Source organism: Variovorax sp. Soil_C_12, from assembly GCF_057657375.1.
Genome location: NZ_JBDGIO010000020.1, coordinates 83,590 through 96,991, shown reverse-complemented (window position 1 = coordinate 96,991; position 13,402 = coordinate 83,590). Strand labels below are relative to the sequence as shown.

Sequence of the window (13,402 nt, the reverse complement as noted above, 5' to 3'; positions counted from 1 at the left end):
GCGCTGGCCGCGCCTCGCGGAATAAGGTGATTGATGCAAGGGGATTCGACAGCGTGCCAGCATTGGTTGTCGCTTGGTCTCTCGGGGACGGCCATGAATTCGATCGAACATCATGCGCTTCGAATCGCAACGCACGAGGCCACGCTCGAAGCTGATCTGCGCCTGACTGGTGCGGGACGGGGGATCGTGCTGTTTGCGCATGGCAGCGGGAGCAGTCGCTTCAGCCCACGTAACCGCGAGGTGGCCCAGCAACTCAACGCGGCCCGCTTGGCAACCCTGCTCGTGGACCTGTTGACCGCCGACGAAGCAGCGATCGATGAACGCACGCGCCAGCTGCGCTTCGACATCGGCCTGCTCGCCGATCGGCTCGTCGACCTGACCGACTGGCTGGGCGCCGACGAACGAACGGCGGGCTTGAACGTCGGCTACTTCGGCGCAAGCACCGGCGCTGGGGCCGCCCTCGCGGCTGCAGCGCGTCGCCCCGACACGGTTCGCGCCGTGGTCTCCCGCGGCGGCCGGCCCGACTTGGCCGGGCCGGCCCTGGCGCAGGTTCGGGCACCGACGCTGCTGATCGTCGGCGGCAACGACGGGGCGGTCATCGATCTGAATCGGCAAGCGCTCGCCATGCTTCGCAGCGAGAAGCAGCTGGCGATCGTGCCGGGCGCGACGCACCTGTTCGCGGAGGTAGGCGCCCTCGACACCGTTTCATCGCTCGCGCGCGAGTGGCTTCTTCGCCATCTCGGCGAGGCATTGGGGAGAACGATATGAGCAAGTCACCAGGACACCAGAAATGGCCTGAGCACCAGGTCCGGGAAGAACAGCTTCAGCAACCGGTCGGAGTGGAAGTCGAGGGCGTCGTCATTGCCCATTCGACCGACGTCATCAAGGTCGACGAAGACAAGTACCCGGCCCGTTACTACTTCCCGCGTTCGGATGTCAGGATGGACAAGCTGGAGCGCTCGGAAAGCACCACGGAGTGTCCGTTCAAGGGCACGGCGAACTACTTCGATTTGAACCTTGGCGAAAGGAGTTTGAAAGACGCCGTCTGGACCTACGAGGACCCGTACGACGAACACCGGCGTTTGAAGAACAGGCTGGCCTTCCAAGACGACAAGTTCGCGGAGATCCGTGTTCAACCTGCGGTAGAGAAATAGGGCCGACATTTCACATTGACGATGACGCCGCAACTCAGGAAGGAGCATACGGCCCCCTACACCCTGTCGGCGTCGAGGAGACCATCATGAAAAGGCCGTTGTTGATGTTCGCCATCGCGTCTTCATTCCTGATTGCCGTCCCGAGCGGCGCGCAGCTCAGCACGCCACCCCCGCAGCCGGCGACACTGAGCCCGGCCGACGCCGAATACAAGGCTGCCCGTGACAGGATTGCAGCCGACTACAAGGCGGACAAAGCTCGGTGCGACACGATGAAGGGCAACGCCAAGGACGTCTGCGTCGAGGAAGTGAAGGGTAAGGAGAAGATTGCAAAGGCCGAGCTCGACCAGCAGCGCAAGCCGAGCGACAGCAGCGCGCGCAAGGTGGCCGAGGCCAGGGTGGAGGCTGCCTACAACGTCGCCAAGAAGAAGTGCAGCGCGCACAAGGGCGATGCCAAAACAGCTTGTGTGAAGCAAGCCAAGGCCGAACAGGCCAAGGAGAAGGCCGAGATCAACGCCCCGAAGAAATGAGCGGCCGGATTGGCGTCGATGGGCGCCTCGTCCAGCAACTCCACCCAGTGCAGCACCGGCAGCGCACTGCCGCCACGCCGCAGGAGATTCCCAGCGCGGTGGTGTTCCTGCTCTCCGAACTGGCCTCCTACAAGACGGGCCAGGGGTGTTTGTGGATGGCGGGTACACGCACCTGGATCGGGCGTTGACCTGATCACTTCCCACTCTTCCTCTTTTCCATCCACGACCGGATCGACCGACCCATGCGCCACTGCCTTGCCCTTGATCTGAAAGATGACCCGGCGCTGATCGCTGAGTACGAGGCGTACCACCGCAACGTCTGGCCCGAGGTGCGCACGCATCTGCGTGCGCATGGTGTGACCGGAATGGAAATCTATAGGCTCGGGACGCGGATGGTGATGCTGATGGAGACGGACGACGCGCGGTATGACGCCGAGGCGATGGCAGCTGCGACACGGGAAGATCCGAAGATTCGGGCATGGGAAGAGCTGATGTGGAAGTTTCAGTCACCTACACCTTGGACGCCTGCGGGGGAGAAGTGGGTGGGGATGCAGCGGATATTTGAGCTGTAGGTCTTTGCGGGGCTGGATTCCCATGATCAGCCGCGGTACGTGCGGCTGGTGAGGGAACAGATCGAGCCGATGCGGATTCGATCGGCCGAGTAGACGGCGACTTTTCGCGTCGTGTGGATGCCCTTGGACATTGTGCGACGCTTCACATCGGCGAAGTAGAGGGTGCCATCCGCCGTTTGCGGCAGGTAACGCATCGCATGCTCGTGATCATCGTCAGCGGGCCTTCCCCAACGCCTTCACGCGCGCCAGGCGTCGGCGCCGCCGTCCTGCACGGCTAGGTGCGCGAGCATCAACGCATCGCGGCGGTCGGCCTTCACCCGGTCGCCCGGGCGCTTGGGGATGGACCAGGGCGCCATCACTTCGCAGTGGCAGCCCAGCGCGGCAAGGTGGCGGTGCAGCACGAAGCCACAAGGCCCCGCCCGCAGACCACATACGCCTGGTGGTCGCGATCGGCGCTCGCCGCCGCCCATGTGAACTGCGTCACACGCCACGCGTGCACTGCTTACTCGTGCAAATGGGGGCGAGTCCATAAATTAGCGGCCATGGTGAACCCGATTGCGACACGGGTCCCCAATCAACGAAAGGCCAGCATCGTGCCCAGCACCTCTTTCACCCGCCTCGTCTTCGCCGCACTCGCGACCTTCGCCATCCTGCTGCCGAGCGCGGCCTCCGCAGAAGAGCGCACCTACCTGGGCAAGGCGGAGATCGAGGCCGGCCTGCTCGGCAAGACGGTGGTGTCGAAGAATATCGCGAGCGGAAAGCTTTCCCAGTGGGAATTCCGTGCAGACGGAACGGTGGAAGCTGCGGGCGGGCTCGGCCGGGCAACAGGCACCTGGAGTGTCCGTGACGACGGGCAGACCTGCGTGAAGATGCTTGGCCGCACCGGATGCCGCTACTGGTTCCGGCAGGGCGGCGCCTACGCCAACGCGGACACCAACCAGGCCGATGCGCCGGTCGTGGCCGAGGTGCGCTACCTTTGATGCTTCGCCGGGGCATGCCTTCCCGATGCCTGCCTCAGAGGCCCCGGGCCCGGGCCGGCCGGGATGTGGCGAGGGGGCGCGAAGGCTCGCCGCGCGCGGACGAGGCTCGTGTGTGCGTATTCCGAGGCGCCCCGAACGGGCGATAGGGTTTACCCTATAATCGCATCTGTCTCCGCGGATCCCGCAAAGATCCGCTTCAAGCCCCGCGCAGCGATGCACGGGGTTTTTTTTGGCGCGTCGCGTACGGGCGAACCGCAGAAATTGTTGAGGACGACGGTCGGCAAGCCGGAGCCCGTGGCCGCCTGAGCCCGGGCCACCGTTCCGGGCCCGCCTCGCCGGCTGCTCGGCCCAAGTGCGCGAGCGATCTCTGGCCCGGATCTTCGAACCCTTGCAGGCGGCTGAGCCTAAGCGCAAGACGAGCAGGATCGAATCGGGGCGTCGCATCGTTCCGGCAGAGCCTCCCAGCGACCTGCTTGGCCGGTGCAGCGATCACCTGTTCCCGGGCGACCACCAGGGGACTGCGATGTCCCTCCGTACATCGGTGCGACTTGTGCGATCTTCATGGCCTCCGGCTCCCTGAATGAACTGGAACGCGGGGGGCAAGCCGCAAGGAGAGCATCGGGTGCGGACGCGCCGGGCCGGACGAAGGCGATTTTTCGATAGGACGAATCGCACAAGACGCAAGCGCGGCAGCCGCCGCCGCTCAGGCGCGGGAGCCGAGGCGGTGGCGCGAGGCGATCCGTCGACACCGAACTGGCGCCAGGCGCGGCGCAGCTGGGTGTCGGAAGCGAAGCCCGCGAGCTCGGCCGCGCGGGTCACGTTGGCCCCCGAGTCGAGCGCCAGCCGCGCGATGGCCAGGCGCTGGCGCCGGCCGGCACCGACAGAGCGGCGTGCTTGCGGCGACACCGAGCCTCCATTGGCCGGCGTCCTGCATCCAGATCCACACTGCTCCGGCATTGGAGTGTTGAAGCCACGCCAGAGTAGTCCACGCAGCAACTCGGAAGGACCGTCAATGCCACACGACCCGAACATTCCCCTGCCGGCGATGCCAGAGTCGCCCAAGGCCGCCTATCAGGCGCTGGCTGAACGCCTAGGCGTCCTAGCGCCCGGCGCGCCGCTGACGGATGAACTGCTGGCGTTTGCCGAAGCGGTGGCGAAGATGGCCATCGAAGAGCGCGCAAACCGCGAAGGGTCGGCGCCATGAAACTGCCGCACCTTGAGTTGACGGTGATCGAGAGCCCGGATGAGGTTGGACGCTACCACTGGCTGCTCCTGCGTGCCATCGAAGGCGCAGACCGTGTCGAAGAGCATTCCACCCGACCAGGGTTGCACGGCACACACGGGAGACGGACGGCTTCATGGTGGCCCTCTGTTGCAGCCCGGCCCAAATGCCGATCTCGACGGATCAGGCATCGGCATCATCGACACGTTCCGTGTTCGTCGTGCTGCGACTGCCCTTGAGATGCAACTCCACGTCGCTGGCCAGGTCGCCGACGGCTGCCACGGCCTCTTTGAGCTGCTCGTTCGTGACGCCGAATTTCCCGCTCCACTCCTTGAGTGAGCTCTCGTTCTGGACGTCAATCCTGTCCGGGGAATCGGTGGGTCCGGACTGCGTGTCGTTTGTCATTTCATGGTCCTTGCATGCTGGCGGAAAGTTGGTCCTTCAGGCAGTGCATCACATTGGCTCCGCGTGAGTAGGCCGGGCGATTCGGAGATTGCGGCGCGCGCACTTCTGCTCTCGTAGGATGACATCGCATGGTGCTGGCGTGAATCTGCCAGCGGGTGTGCGGCAGGGCGTCGAGGCACGGCGTCCTGGTTGCTCGGTATCGGTACTTCGCCTCGCGTGAAACGGCCCGCGCCCTCGCTTGGCCGGAATGACGAGCGCAGCTGCAGCGGCGCCGTCGCCGGCGGAAAGAGCGCTATAGAACTGCGCAACCGCTTTCACGGACGCGTCGCTACGCGTAGGGGGCGTGGTTCAGTCGGAGAAGCAGGCGACGAGGGTACGGCAGATGCGGCCATCTCCACATCATGGCCTTCAGCCGCCGCCCAGGCCGGCCGTCACCTTGCCGGTGTCGCCTGCGGAGGGATGCTGAGCGTGCTGCGAATCCGGCAATTGCTCCCTCTCCGACCCTCGCAGATCCGACGTCGTCCGCTCACCGAAGTCTCAGGGCCCGAGATAGGGCCTGCATGTGAAGCCGAACTGACCGCAGGCACTTAGGTACGAGGAGGTGATTCCGCCGGCGACCTATCGCACGCTCCCTCGCCGTACAAGGTTGACCACTGCGAGGAGGATGACAGCGCCGATCAGGGAGGCCAGCAGCCCTCCGATGCTGAAATCATTCTGGTTGACGGTGCCCGCGCCGAGCAGAGGCGCGATGAGCCAGCCGCCGATCATCGAGCCGACGATGCCGACCACGATATTGAGGATCAGCCCTTGCTGCGCGTTGGTCTTCATGATCATGCTGGCGACCCAGCCGATGAGTCCGCCAACGACCAGCCAAACAATGATGTTCATCTTGTTCTCCGAAGGGTTGGAATCAGCGACGGCTGCGCATGGCAGTCATCAAGAGCGCCCCGAGGATCGCCCCGCCCGCAGCTGCGATCGCCACGGCACGGGCCGGTTGCTCGGAGACGTACCGATTACCCTGTTCGGCAGCTCTGCCCATCTGTTCCTTGGCTGCCGTCAGCTTCTTTCCCGCCGCATTGATCGCGTTCTGGGCGTACTCTTTTCCAGAGTCGACTGCTTGGCTCGCCGCGCGCTTCGCGAGATCCGCGGCGTTGGACCGCTCCTCGGCGGTGTCGGCCGATGGCACCGTACCTGTGGTTGACGATTGAGGATAAGAATTCTCCATGGCAGCTCCCTTCGGTGAAAGACAGTCGAACTGACTGCGGAACCAGTGATACAGCGGAACGGCACGTTGCCATAGTCGGCATTTGCCCGGGGCGGCTGTAGGCTGGGCTCTCAGTGCCTTGGTACGCGCCCCCGTCCGACCTCCTCCACGCGGGGACTGGGTTCGGCGAGCGCAAGTGGGATCGACGTTGCTAGACGATCGCGGCACCTGTCGTGCTAGAAGCCTGCTCAAGACCCGTTGTACCGAACTTCGATTGGGGTCGACAGGCCCTGGAAGTGGTCAGGCTGCGCGCCAGCAGTCATACGAATGCATGTGTGGGGCGGCCGGTGGTGCATGTTCGAAAGGCTGACGCTGTCGTGAGCAACCATCCGTCAGTCAAAAGCGCTACTTTTGACCCTTCCAGCGCCGGATCTTCGTCGACAGTCAATCATGCTCGACCTCAGCAGTAGACAGGGTCTCGTTCAGCCGTTCCAAGCGCTTGCGGAGCGGTCACGCGCGGTCTGCCACCCCAACTCCGTAGAAGAACTGGAGACGTTCATGGGTGAGGACCCCAAGAAGACCGGCCTGGACCGCAAGCGGATCGCACTGAATGAAGAGCACGAGGTGCCAGGTGGACCGGGAGCTGAAGAGCACGGAAGAAGAGTTGCGCGCGGCGGTGAAGGCCGTTGGCAACTCGGCGGAGAAGGTGCGCGAGTACCCTCGGAAGAATTGATCCGCGCGGCCGCTTCAAGAAGCCACTAGAGCCAGCTTCAACCCGACCGATCTCATCCCAAGGACTACAACATGCTCGGAAGCTACAAAAAGACGATTGAGAAGTACTGCGAGCAAACCGGAATTGAGGTCCCCATCGGGTTTGATCGTCACTCGGCCGGCCGCTATGCAGCAATTGATCTGGAATCGCGTCCGCCGAAGCTTGTCGCGACGACTTGGTCCAATGTGCAAGACGCGATGCACTACTTGGTCAACTTGGCAGCAGGTCGTAAGACAAGGATGCTGGACTTTCTGAAACGCCGCGAACTCACCTTTAACGGCAAGAACAGACTTGTGCCAGGCGAACCCTTCTAGTCCACTGAATCAGGAGATCGGCGGCAATCCGGCGCCGGTGTGCGGTGCTGCCTGCATTCTCGAATGATGCGAAGACCGTCGGCGAATTAGGTGGCGGTCCCGTCGATTGCGCGCAGCGCTTCGTCCCGCGGCATGACCGCCGCGTATTTCTGCTGCATGTCGAACAGGTTGGCCTCGTGCGGCTCCAGCGCGCGGTCGCCGACGCAATCCAAAACGACGAGCGGCCGGAACCCCCACGACATCGCATCGACCACGCTGGCCCTGACGCAGCCGCTGGTCACCGCCCCGGCGACCAGCAAGGTCTGCACGCCGCGCTGCGCGAGCCAGGCCGCCAGCGAGGTGCCGAAGAAGGCCGAGGGCACGGTCTTGCGCACGACCAGCTCGCCGGCACGCGGCGCCAGCTGAGGCACGATTGCGCTGGCCGGCGATTGCTCCTTGAGTCCCAGCATCCCCGGCACCTTGATCGAGAAGATGTTGTGGTCGGCATCGTCGTCGGCATAGACGATGCGGCTGTGCGCGACGGCCCAGCCGCGCGCGCGTGCCGCGGCGAGCAGCGGCACCGTGTTCGCGATCGCCTCGGGAATGTTGCCGCCGCCGAAGACCGCCGGATCGGCGAAGCCATTGACAAAGTCGACGATGAGCAGGCCGACCGGTGCCTTCAGCGGCAGCGAGGCGCCGAAGCCCTGGCGTTCGTAGGTCCGGATCTCAGCGTGCATCGTCGGCCCCCTTGCCCTCCAGCACCTTGCCCTCGCGCACCATGTCCTCGCCGTCCAGCCGCACCGTACAGCGGCGCAGCGGGATGTCGATGTGGCAGGCCGTGGTGCGGCTGCCGCCGGCCTCGTTGTTCGGGCCGAGCGAGAACAGGAAGTTGCCTTCGTAGGCGCGGGCATCCATCCCAATCGAGGCCTCGCGGTCGTAGAGGCCGAGGGTCGACCAGCGCGCGCGCGGCTGCAGTCCCCAGCCGATATGGGAGATCGCGTAGGCCTCCGGGTCGCGAAACGATGCCATGTAGTCATTCAGGAGCTCGGCGTCGAGGCCGCCTTCGATCTTCGTCGCATAGCCCTTCTCGACCGTGAGCTCGATGCGATCCGCCGCATAGGATTTCTGCGGCAGAAGGATGTCGCCGCGGTCGATCACGATGCGCCCGTTCGCGCCGCCTTCGTCGGGGAAGGTCAGCACGAAGCCGCTGGGCCAGTGATCCCAGCGCCCGGGTTCGTCCACGAAGCCGTACTCGCTGATGGCGGGAAACTGGCCGAGCGGACAACGCAAGTCCGTGCCCGCGCCGGAGACGACATGCATCTCCTTCGCGCGCTCGACGCGCTCCGCCGCAGCCTTGACGCGGCTGCGGTCGGCCTCGGTCGGCACCATGCGCACCAGCACCTCGGGCGGCTCGACCGCCAGGAGAATCCTGGTGCCGGAACCCAGGATGTCGTGCTGCTCCGGAGAGAACAGCAGAGTCATCAGGTCGAGCACCAGGTCGCTGGCCTTCAGCGCGGCGATCGCGGCGCGGTTGCCGCTGAGCGGCGTGGTGCCGAGATAGGCGAGGCTGTCGCGGCTCAGCGACTTCTCCGCGTTGACGGGCGGCAGGTCGAGCCGGTTGACGATCGCCCCCTTGGCCTGCGCGGCCGCGAGCGCGCACGACAGCGTCTGCGGATGCGTGGCGGCGCTGGTCAGCACGGTCACGGTCTGGCCGGTCTGCAGTTTCGAAAGCGTCAGCACCTGGCTCCAGGCGCCGATCAACTGATGATCACTGACGGGCATGGTCTTCTCCCTGAATCGGAACACCGAGGAAATCGCCGAAGGCGCGGTAGAAGCCTGGCTCGTCGTCCCACGGAATCATGTGACCTGCGTTCGGCACGCGCGCCACCTGCATGGCCGGCATCAGTTGCTGCACTTCTTCGAGGTCGTCGGCGCGAATCACGTCGCCGCGCCCGGCCACCACCAGCAGCGTCGGCAGGTCGAGGTGCTTCAGGTCGGCGTGGATGTCGTCCCGGTGGAAGCCGTCGTAGGTGGCGACAATCGCGCGCTCGTCGCAGGTATGGAGCCACTCGGAGCGCAGGCGCAGCTGCGCATCGGTCCAGGTCGGCGAGAAGGGACGAAGCGCTTCGAAGCCGGCGCCTTCGCGCATCAGGCGGATCGAATCGATGTACCAGTTCAGCTGCGCCGGGTACGCGCGCCGCCCGGGGCCAGACACCGGTGGATCGATCAGCACGAGGCGTTCGAGCCCGCGCGGGTGGCGCCGCGCGGTTCGGATGCCGATGCGCGCGCCCATCGAATGGCCGACGAGTGCGTAGCCGTCGAGATCCAGCGCCTCGGCGAACGCGCCGACGTCGGCCGCGCAGGCGTCGAGCCCGTAGTCGAGCGCGTCCGAGCTCTCGGACAGTCCGCGGCCGCGCACGTCGAGCACATAGATGTCGAAATGGCCTCCGAACTTCTCGGCGACGAAGCCCCAGGTGACCGCGGGACTCGTGATGCCCGGCACCAGGACAACTGGCCGGCCCTTGCCGCCGTAGCGCAGGTAGTGCTGGCGAATGCCGTTGGCGCGCACGTGGCCGCCATGGAGAAAAGTGCTGTTACTGGTCATGACGCGCCTCTTCAATAGGCGCCCGACAGCAGGGCCCCCGCGCCGGGGACCACGGGCTCGAGGTCGAGGGCCTTCAGCATCGCGTAGGTCGTCGCGATGGCCGCGGTCACGACCGGCTTGCCGGTCATCGCCTCGACCTTGGCGACCGAGGGCAGCGAAGGCATCTGGACGCAGGCCGAAAGCACGATCGCATCGACGTCGCGCGTGTCCATGCCGGCGACGATGCCCGGCAGGCGTGCCGGGTCATGGCGCCCGACCTCGAGGTTGTCGGGAATCTCCAGCGCACGCCAGTCCGTCACCTCGAACCCCTCGTTGCGGATGTAGTCGACGACGAGTTCGGTCAAGGGTTTCATGTAGGGAGCGACCAGCGCAATGCGCTTCGCGCCGATCACCTTCAGCGCGTCGACCAGGGCGCCGGCGCTGGTGACGACGGGCGCGTTCCCTCCGTTGTCCGCGGTGCGCGCCTGGAGGCGCTGCTCGGACGCGCGGTGGTAGCCGTGGCCCATCGACATGATCGCGACCAGGCAGGCATAGCCCAGCACGTCGACGCGCGCGTCGCTGAGCTCGAGCGCGCAGCGGTCGGACTCGGCGTCCATCGCGGCCAGCTCTTCTTTCTTCACCGTCTTCATGCGCATGCGGCTGGAATGGAAAGTGAAGCGTTCGGGGCGCACGAGCTGCCGGGCCGTCAGCATGGCCGGAATCTCGGTTTCCATGGTGGTGTTCGAGCTCGGCACGATCTGGCCGATGCGGTAGTTCGTCTTGGGCATGGGTTGCTCCGTCGTCGTTGAGGAAAGTAGGAAAGACAAGGCTCAGGCCGCGTTCAGCTTGAGGAGCCGCTCGGCGTTGCCGTGGCAGATGAGGTTTCGCGTGCGTTCGTCGAGCGGCGCGGTCTCGACGAACTCGGCCGCGATCGCCGTCGACTCGTAGGGATAGTCCACGGAGAACATCACGGCCTCCGCGCCCATCTCGGCCACCGCCCCGGCGAGCGTCGCGTGCGAACAGACGCCGGACGTCGTGATGACGATGTTGCTGCCGATGTATTCCGAGGGCGCGCGCTGCAGCTTGATGCCATGCGGATAGGCGGCGAAGCGGCTGTCGAAGCGCCAGCGCTGGAAGGGCAGTCCTTCGCCCATGTGGCCGAGGATCAGCGTAAGGCGCGGGAAGCGGTCGAACACGCCGCCGAACAGCAGCCGCAGCGCATGCGTGCCGGTCTCGACGTTCCAGCCCCAGGCCGCGCCGTGCAGTTCCGGGTGGCCGGCGAAGGACGCCGGAATCGACGGCAGGTCGATCGGATGCAGGTAGAGCGGCACGTCGAGCGCCTGCATCCGCTCCCAGAAGAGGTCGTAGGCCGGGTCGTCGTAGTAGACGCCGTGCGTGTGCCCGTTCACCAGCGCGCCCTTGAAGCCGAGCTGTAGCACCGCGCGTTCCAGCTCGTCGGCCGCGCCCTTCGGGTCCTGCATCGCCAGCGCGGCGAAGCCGGCATAACGTGTCGGGCGGCGCGTCACTTTCTCGGCAAGGAAGTCGTTGTTCTCCCTGGCGCGAGCGATCGCCGCGGCGGCGTCGAGCTCGCCCTGCACGCCGGGGCCGGTCTGCGACAGGATCGTCATGTCGATGCCGGCGCGGTCCATCTCGGCGAGCCGGAGCTCGTCGAAATCGTTCAGCCGGCCGGACAGCTCCGCGTAGACGGCCGGGTCGATGTGTTGAAGAAAGGCCTTCGAATAGCGCTCGAAGCCGGGCGCCATGAAGTGCTCTTCCAGCGCGATCTTGCGAATCCTCGTCATCAATAGCTCCAGAGTGAAATGGGAAAGGGCGCCGCGCGATCTACAGATCGAAGAGCAGCACCTCGGTGTCGGGCGAGGTCGCCGCGATGGAGAGCGCCTCGTGGTGCGTGAAGCGCAGCCCGTCGCCGGCGTGCAGCTGCACCTCGCGGCCGACGCGCAGACCGCCCGCCACCACATGCAGGTAACCCAGCCGGTGCTCGCCGAGCGCGTAGCGCAAGGCACTGGCGTCGGTCAGGAGGCTGGCGAAGATCCGTGCGTCCTGCCGCACCGTGACCGACCCCTCGCGGCCGTCGGGCGAGGCAATGAGACGCCAGCGGTCCCGCTTGCTGTCCGCGTCGATGCGGACCAGCTCGCAGCCGGGGCTTTCTCCGCGGCTTCGCGGGTAGAGCCAGATCTGCAGATGGCGCTCGGGCTCGCTGTCCGACGCATTCATCTCGGCATGGGCCACACCGGAGCCGGCACTCATCCGGTGCAGCTCTCCTGGACCGAACACGTAGTCGTTGCCCAGGCTGTCGCTGTGGTGGATGTGTCCGTGGATGGGATAGGTCAGGGTCTCGATGTCGCGATGGCCGTGCCACGCGAAACCGCGTCCCGGCGCCACCCAGTCGTCGTTGAGTGCGCGCAGCGAGCCCCAGTGCGTGTGGTTCGGATCGTGGTAGTCGCCGAAGGAAAAGCTGAAGCGCGCATGCAGCCAGTCGGTCTCCAGCGTGCCGCGCTGATGCGCGCGCCGGATACGGCTTTCGGGGATCGTGCTCGGTGTGGAAAGGGCCTGCGGGTGCATCGCGTCGCTACAATGATCAGTGTGCTTACAAAAGGGGTTCAGGTGGCATCCAGGCAGCGTCGATCAGCGGACAAGAGCGTGATTCAGGAGCCGGAGGTGGAGATGACCACCGTCGATCCGGCGAAGGAATTGCTGTTCGCACGGCCCGGCTTCCTGGTCCGGCGCCTGCACCAGATCCACTACGCGCTGTTCTTTGAGGAGTGCAAGTCGCAGAACGTGACGCCGGTGCAATACGGCATCCTCACCGCGGTGTCGGTGCTGCCCGACCTCGACCAGACCTCGATCGCGCAGGAGGTCGGCCTCGACCGCACGACCACGGCCGATGTGCTCAAGCGGCTCGAAGACCGCGGCCTGATCGAACGCCGCGCGAACCCGGCCGACAAGCGCACGCGCCACGTGCGGCTCACCGAAGAAGGGCGCAAGGTCGTGGAGTCGCTGCGCGGCGGCATGGCGCGTGCGCAGGAGCGTCTTCTGGAGCCGCTGCGCCCGGCCGAGCGGACGATGCTCATGGACCTGATGCGCATCCTGGTCGAGGCCAACAACCAGTACAGTCGCACCGTGCTGCGCACGATCTAGCCGGGTCACAGCGGATACACCAGGTCGTTGGCGATGATCGTGGTGTCGTAGATCGCCTGGCGTTCCTTCAGCAGCAAGGCGCCGTCGATCCGCACGAAGCGGTCGTGGTACGTGCCCGCCATGTGGATCGTGCTCGGACCTTCGACCAGCGTCTGCAGCAACAGGAAATTGGCCTGCGCGGCGACCTCCCCCGACGCCGACTCCGAGGTGACGCGCGTGTTGGTGACCAGGTGCAGGTTGTAGCGCGGCGCGAACATCTGCGTGCGCGCGATCGCGACGGCGCGGTCATGCATCATGTCCCGGCCCTGCGCATACACCAGCCCGACCGGCAGGCCCAGCTCGGCGTTCTCGCGTGCGGTCACGCGGTAGATGCCGTCCTCGGCAAAGAAATGAGGCCACGCCTCGACGCGGCCGGCGTCGAGCACGGCGCAGTAGTCGCTGTTGAAGGTTTCGATCTCGTGCCGCAGCGCGAGCGCGCGGGCTGCGTCGATGCTGCGTTCGCGGTACAGGGCTTGGGCGAGGCTCTTCAT

Annotated in this window: 21 protein-coding genes and 2 pseudogenes; 10 read left to right on the top strand and 13 right to left on the bottom strand. The window is 65.7% G+C overall.

Annotation, left to right across the window (positions count from 1 at the left end; all coding sequences use genetic code 11):
* Window positions 1-102 precede the first annotated feature (102 nt).
* The 5 genes from AC3A6X_RS32960 (at window position 103) to AC3A6X_RS32940 (ending at window position 2,253) form a co-directional block, all read left to right on the top strand.
* The gene (locus tag AC3A6X_RS32960; RefSeq protein WP_487846151.1) at window positions 103-768 is read left to right on the top strand and encodes a dienelactone hydrolase family protein; all 666 of its coding nucleotides are present in this window, start codon (window positions 103-105) and stop codon (window positions 766-768) included.
* The gene (locus tag AC3A6X_RS32955; protein WP_487846124.1) at window positions 765-1,154 is read left to right on the top strand and encodes a DUF427 domain-containing protein; all 390 of its coding nucleotides are present in this window, start codon (window positions 765-767) and stop codon (window positions 1,152-1,154) included. The genes AC3A6X_RS32960 and AC3A6X_RS32955 overlap by 4 nt, the downstream gene beginning before the upstream one ends.
* Window positions 1,155-1,258: 104 nt before the next feature.
* Window positions 1,259-1,681: a hypothetical protein gene (locus AC3A6X_RS32950; RefSeq protein WP_487846150.1), complete on the top strand. Its 423-nt coding sequence runs from the start codon at window positions 1,259-1,261 to the stop codon at window positions 1,679-1,681.
* Window positions 1,678-1,869, top strand: a complete 192-nt coding sequence (locus AC3A6X_RS32945) for a hypothetical protein (RefSeq protein WP_487846123.1) — start codon at window positions 1,678-1,680, stop codon at window positions 1,867-1,869. Before AC3A6X_RS32950 ends, AC3A6X_RS32945 begins: the two co-directional genes overlap by 4 nt.
* Before the next feature lie 54 nt (window positions 1,870-1,923).
* Window positions 1,924-2,253 carry an L-rhamnose mutarotase gene (locus tag AC3A6X_RS32940; RefSeq protein ID WP_487846122.1) on the top strand — a complete coding sequence of 110 codons (330 nt, stop codon included), beginning with the start codon at window positions 1,924-1,926 and terminating at the stop codon, window positions 2,251-2,253.
* 26 nt (window positions 2,254-2,279) lie between these two features.
* Here the strand turns inward: AC3A6X_RS32940 and AC3A6X_RS32935 are convergent, their stop codons facing one another.
* Both AC3A6X_RS32935 and AC3A6X_RS32930 read right to left on the bottom strand, forming a co-directional pair.
* Entirely contained in the window at window positions 2,280-2,447 is a 168-nt protein-coding gene (locus AC3A6X_RS32935; protein ID WP_487846121.1) for a hypothetical protein, read from the bottom strand.
* 81 nt (window positions 2,448-2,528) lie between these two features.
* Window positions 2,529-2,672 (bottom strand): annotated as a pseudogene (locus tag AC3A6X_RS32930) (IS110 family transposase); the annotation flags it as partial.
* A gap of 123 nt (window positions 2,673-2,795) precedes the next feature.
* Between AC3A6X_RS32930 and AC3A6X_RS32925 the strand changes: the two are divergent.
* On the top strand, window positions 2,796-3,233 hold the full coding sequence (locus AC3A6X_RS32925; protein ID WP_487846120.1) for a hypothetical protein: 438 nt from the start codon (window positions 2,796-2,798) through the stop codon (window positions 3,231-3,233).
* A 717-nt stretch (window positions 3,234-3,950) separates the two neighbouring features.
* Here the strand turns inward: AC3A6X_RS32925 and AC3A6X_RS32920 are convergent.
* Window positions 3,951-4,103: pseudogene (locus AC3A6X_RS32920) on the bottom strand (AraC family transcriptional regulator); the annotation flags it as partial.
* A gap of 142 nt (window positions 4,104-4,245) precedes the next feature.
* Here AC3A6X_RS32920 and AC3A6X_RS32915 point away from each other — a divergent pair.
* Entirely contained in the window at window positions 4,246-4,437 is a 192-nt protein-coding gene (locus tag AC3A6X_RS32915; protein WP_487846119.1) for an aminoglycoside phosphotransferase, read from the top strand.
* A gap of 201 nt (window positions 4,438-4,638) precedes the next feature.
* On the opposite strand, the gene AC3A6X_RS32910 is transcribed toward AC3A6X_RS32915, so the two are convergent.
* From AC3A6X_RS32910 to AC3A6X_RS32900, 3 genes are all read right to left on the bottom strand, one after another.
* Window positions 4,639-4,860: a DUF3606 domain-containing protein gene (locus AC3A6X_RS32910; RefSeq protein ID WP_487846118.1), complete on the bottom strand. Its 222-nt coding sequence runs from the start codon at window positions 4,858-4,860 to the stop codon at window positions 4,639-4,641.
* Between the two features lie 618 nt (window positions 4,861-5,478).
* Complete coding sequence (locus AC3A6X_RS32905; protein ID WP_487846117.1) at window positions 5,479-5,748, bottom strand: GlsB/YeaQ/YmgE family stress response membrane protein; 270 nt, start codon at window positions 5,746-5,748, stop codon at window positions 5,479-5,481.
* A 22-nt stretch (window positions 5,749-5,770) separates the two neighbouring features.
* Window positions 5,771-6,085 carry a hypothetical protein gene (locus AC3A6X_RS32900; RefSeq protein ID WP_487846116.1) on the bottom strand — a complete coding sequence of 105 codons (315 nt, stop codon included), beginning with the start codon at window positions 6,083-6,085 and terminating at the stop codon, window positions 5,771-5,773.
* A gap of 429 nt (window positions 6,086-6,514) precedes the next feature.
* Here AC3A6X_RS32900 and AC3A6X_RS32895 point away from each other — a divergent pair, with 429 nt between their 5' ends.
* Together AC3A6X_RS32895 and AC3A6X_RS32890 are read left to right on the top strand one after the other, a co-directional pair.
* On the top strand, window positions 6,515-6,826 hold the full coding sequence (locus AC3A6X_RS32895; protein ID WP_487846115.1) for a hypothetical protein: 312 nt from the start codon (window positions 6,515-6,517) through the stop codon (window positions 6,824-6,826).
* A gap of 42 nt (window positions 6,827-6,868) precedes the next feature.
* Window positions 6,869-7,150: a hypothetical protein gene (locus tag AC3A6X_RS32890; protein ID WP_487846114.1), complete on the top strand. Its 282-nt coding sequence runs from the start codon at window positions 6,869-6,871 to the stop codon at window positions 7,148-7,150.
* An 86-nt stretch (window positions 7,151-7,236) separates the two neighbouring features.
* Here the strand turns inward: AC3A6X_RS32890 and AC3A6X_RS32885 are convergent, their stop codons facing one another.
* From AC3A6X_RS32885 to AC3A6X_RS32860, 6 genes are read right to left on the bottom strand one after another with little or no spacing between them, the layout of a single operon-like run.
* A complete protein-coding gene (locus AC3A6X_RS32885) occupies window positions 7,237-7,866 on the bottom strand; it encodes an N-carbamoylsarcosine amidohydrolase (RefSeq protein WP_487846113.1) in 630 nt (209 codons plus the stop codon).
* The gene (locus AC3A6X_RS32880; RefSeq protein WP_487846112.1) at window positions 7,856-8,911 is read right to left on the bottom strand and encodes a 2,5-dihydroxypyridine 5,6-dioxygenase NicX family protein; all 1,056 of its coding nucleotides are present in this window, start codon (window positions 8,909-8,911) and stop codon (window positions 7,856-7,858) included. Before AC3A6X_RS32880 ends, AC3A6X_RS32885 begins: the two co-directional genes overlap by 11 nt.
* Window positions 8,898-9,734, bottom strand: a complete 837-nt coding sequence (locus AC3A6X_RS32875; RefSeq protein ID WP_487846111.1) for an alpha/beta fold hydrolase — start codon at window positions 9,732-9,734, stop codon at window positions 8,898-8,900. Before AC3A6X_RS32875 ends, AC3A6X_RS32880 begins: the two co-directional genes overlap by 14 nt.
* An 11-nt stretch (window positions 9,735-9,745) precedes the next feature.
* Window positions 9,746-10,501, bottom strand: coding sequence for a maleate cis-trans isomerase family protein (locus AC3A6X_RS32870; protein WP_487846110.1), 756 nt, complete (start codon window positions 10,499-10,501; stop codon window positions 9,746-9,748).
* 42 nt (window positions 10,502-10,543) lie between these two features.
* On the bottom strand, window positions 10,544-11,515 hold the full coding sequence (locus AC3A6X_RS32865) for an amidohydrolase family protein (protein WP_487846109.1): 972 nt from the start codon (window positions 11,513-11,515) through the stop codon (window positions 10,544-10,546).
* Window positions 11,516-11,555: 40 nt separating this feature from the next.
* Window positions 11,556-12,296 carry a pirin family protein gene (locus AC3A6X_RS32860; RefSeq protein ID WP_487846108.1) on the bottom strand — a complete coding sequence of 247 codons (741 nt, stop codon included), beginning with the start codon at window positions 12,294-12,296 and terminating at the stop codon, window positions 11,556-11,558.
* 102 nt (window positions 12,297-12,398) lie between these two features.
* On the opposite strand from AC3A6X_RS32860, the gene AC3A6X_RS32855 reads away from it, so the two are divergent.
* Window positions 12,399-12,872, top strand: a complete 474-nt coding sequence (locus AC3A6X_RS32855; protein ID WP_309963637.1) for a MarR family winged helix-turn-helix transcriptional regulator — start codon at window positions 12,399-12,401, stop codon at window positions 12,870-12,872.
* Between the two features lie 5 nt (window positions 12,873-12,877).
* Here the strand turns inward: AC3A6X_RS32855 and AC3A6X_RS32850 are convergent, their stop codons facing one another.
* On the bottom strand, window positions 12,878-13,402 hold the full coding sequence (locus AC3A6X_RS32850; protein WP_487846107.1) for an aromatic-ring-hydroxylating dioxygenase subunit beta: 525 nt from the start codon (window positions 13,400-13,402) through the stop codon (window positions 12,878-12,880).

Coding starts and splice junctions, on each gene's coding strand:
- AC3A6X_RS32955 (WP_487846124.1), top strand. CDS start 765: ATGAGCAAGTCACCAGGACACCAGAAATGGCCTGAGCACCAGGTCCGG.
- AC3A6X_RS32950 (WP_487846150.1), top strand. CDS start 1,259: ATGTTCGCCATCGCGTCTTCATTCCTGATTGCCGTCCCGAGCGGCGCG.
- AC3A6X_RS32945 (WP_487846123.1), top strand. CDS start 1,678: ATGAGCGGCCGGATTGGCGTCGATGGGCGCCTCGTCCAGCAACTCCAC.
- AC3A6X_RS32940 (WP_487846122.1), top strand. CDS start 1,924: ATGCGCCACTGCCTTGCCCTTGATCTGAAAGATGACCCGGCGCTGATC.
- AC3A6X_RS32935 (WP_487846121.1), bottom strand. CDS start 2,447: ATGCGTTACCTGCCGCAAACGGCGGATGGCACCCTCTACTTCGCCGAT.
- AC3A6X_RS32925 (WP_487846120.1), top strand. CDS start 2,796: ATGGTGAACCCGATTGCGACACGGGTCCCCAATCAACGAAAGGCCAGC.
- AC3A6X_RS32915 (WP_487846119.1), top strand. CDS start 4,246: ATGCCACACGACCCGAACATTCCCCTGCCGGCGATGCCAGAGTCGCCC.
- AC3A6X_RS32910 (WP_487846118.1), bottom strand. CDS start 4,860: ATGACAAACGACACGCAGTCCGGACCCACCGATTCCCCGGACAGGATT.
- AC3A6X_RS32905 (WP_487846117.1), bottom strand. CDS start 5,748: ATGAACATCATTGTTTGGCTGGTCGTTGGCGGACTCATCGGCTGGGTC.
- AC3A6X_RS32900 (WP_487846116.1), bottom strand. CDS start 6,085: ATGGAGAATTCTTATCCTCAATCGTCAACCACAGGTACGGTGCCATCG.
- AC3A6X_RS32895 (WP_487846115.1), top strand. CDS start 6,515: ATGCTCGACCTCAGCAGTAGACAGGGTCTCGTTCAGCCGTTCCAAGCG.
- AC3A6X_RS32890 (WP_487846114.1), top strand. CDS start 6,869: ATGCTCGGAAGCTACAAAAAGACGATTGAGAAGTACTGCGAGCAAACC.
- AC3A6X_RS32885 (WP_487846113.1), bottom strand. CDS start 7,866: ATGCACGCTGAGATCCGGACCTACGAACGCCAGGGCTTCGGCGCCTCG.
- AC3A6X_RS32880 (WP_487846112.1), bottom strand. CDS start 8,911: ATGCCCGTCAGTGATCATCAGTTGATCGGCGCCTGGAGCCAGGTGCTG.
- AC3A6X_RS32875 (WP_487846111.1), bottom strand. CDS start 9,734: ATGACCAGTAACAGCACTTTTCTCCATGGCGGCCACGTGCGCGCCAAC.
- AC3A6X_RS32870 (WP_487846110.1), bottom strand. CDS start 10,501: ATGCCCAAGACGAACTACCGCATCGGCCAGATCGTGCCGAGCTCGAAC.
- AC3A6X_RS32865 (WP_487846109.1), bottom strand. CDS start 11,515: ATGACGAGGATTCGCAAGATCGCGCTGGAAGAGCACTTCATGGCGCCC.
- AC3A6X_RS32860 (WP_487846108.1), bottom strand. CDS start 12,296: ATGCACCCGCAGGCCCTTTCCACACCGAGCACGATCCCCGAAAGCCGT.
- AC3A6X_RS32855 (WP_309963637.1), top strand. CDS start 12,399: ATGACCACCGTCGATCCGGCGAAGGAATTGCTGTTCGCACGGCCCGGC.
- AC3A6X_RS32850 (WP_487846107.1), bottom strand. CDS start 13,402: ATGAAGAGCCTCGCCCAAGCCCTGTACCGCGAACGCAGCATCGACGCA.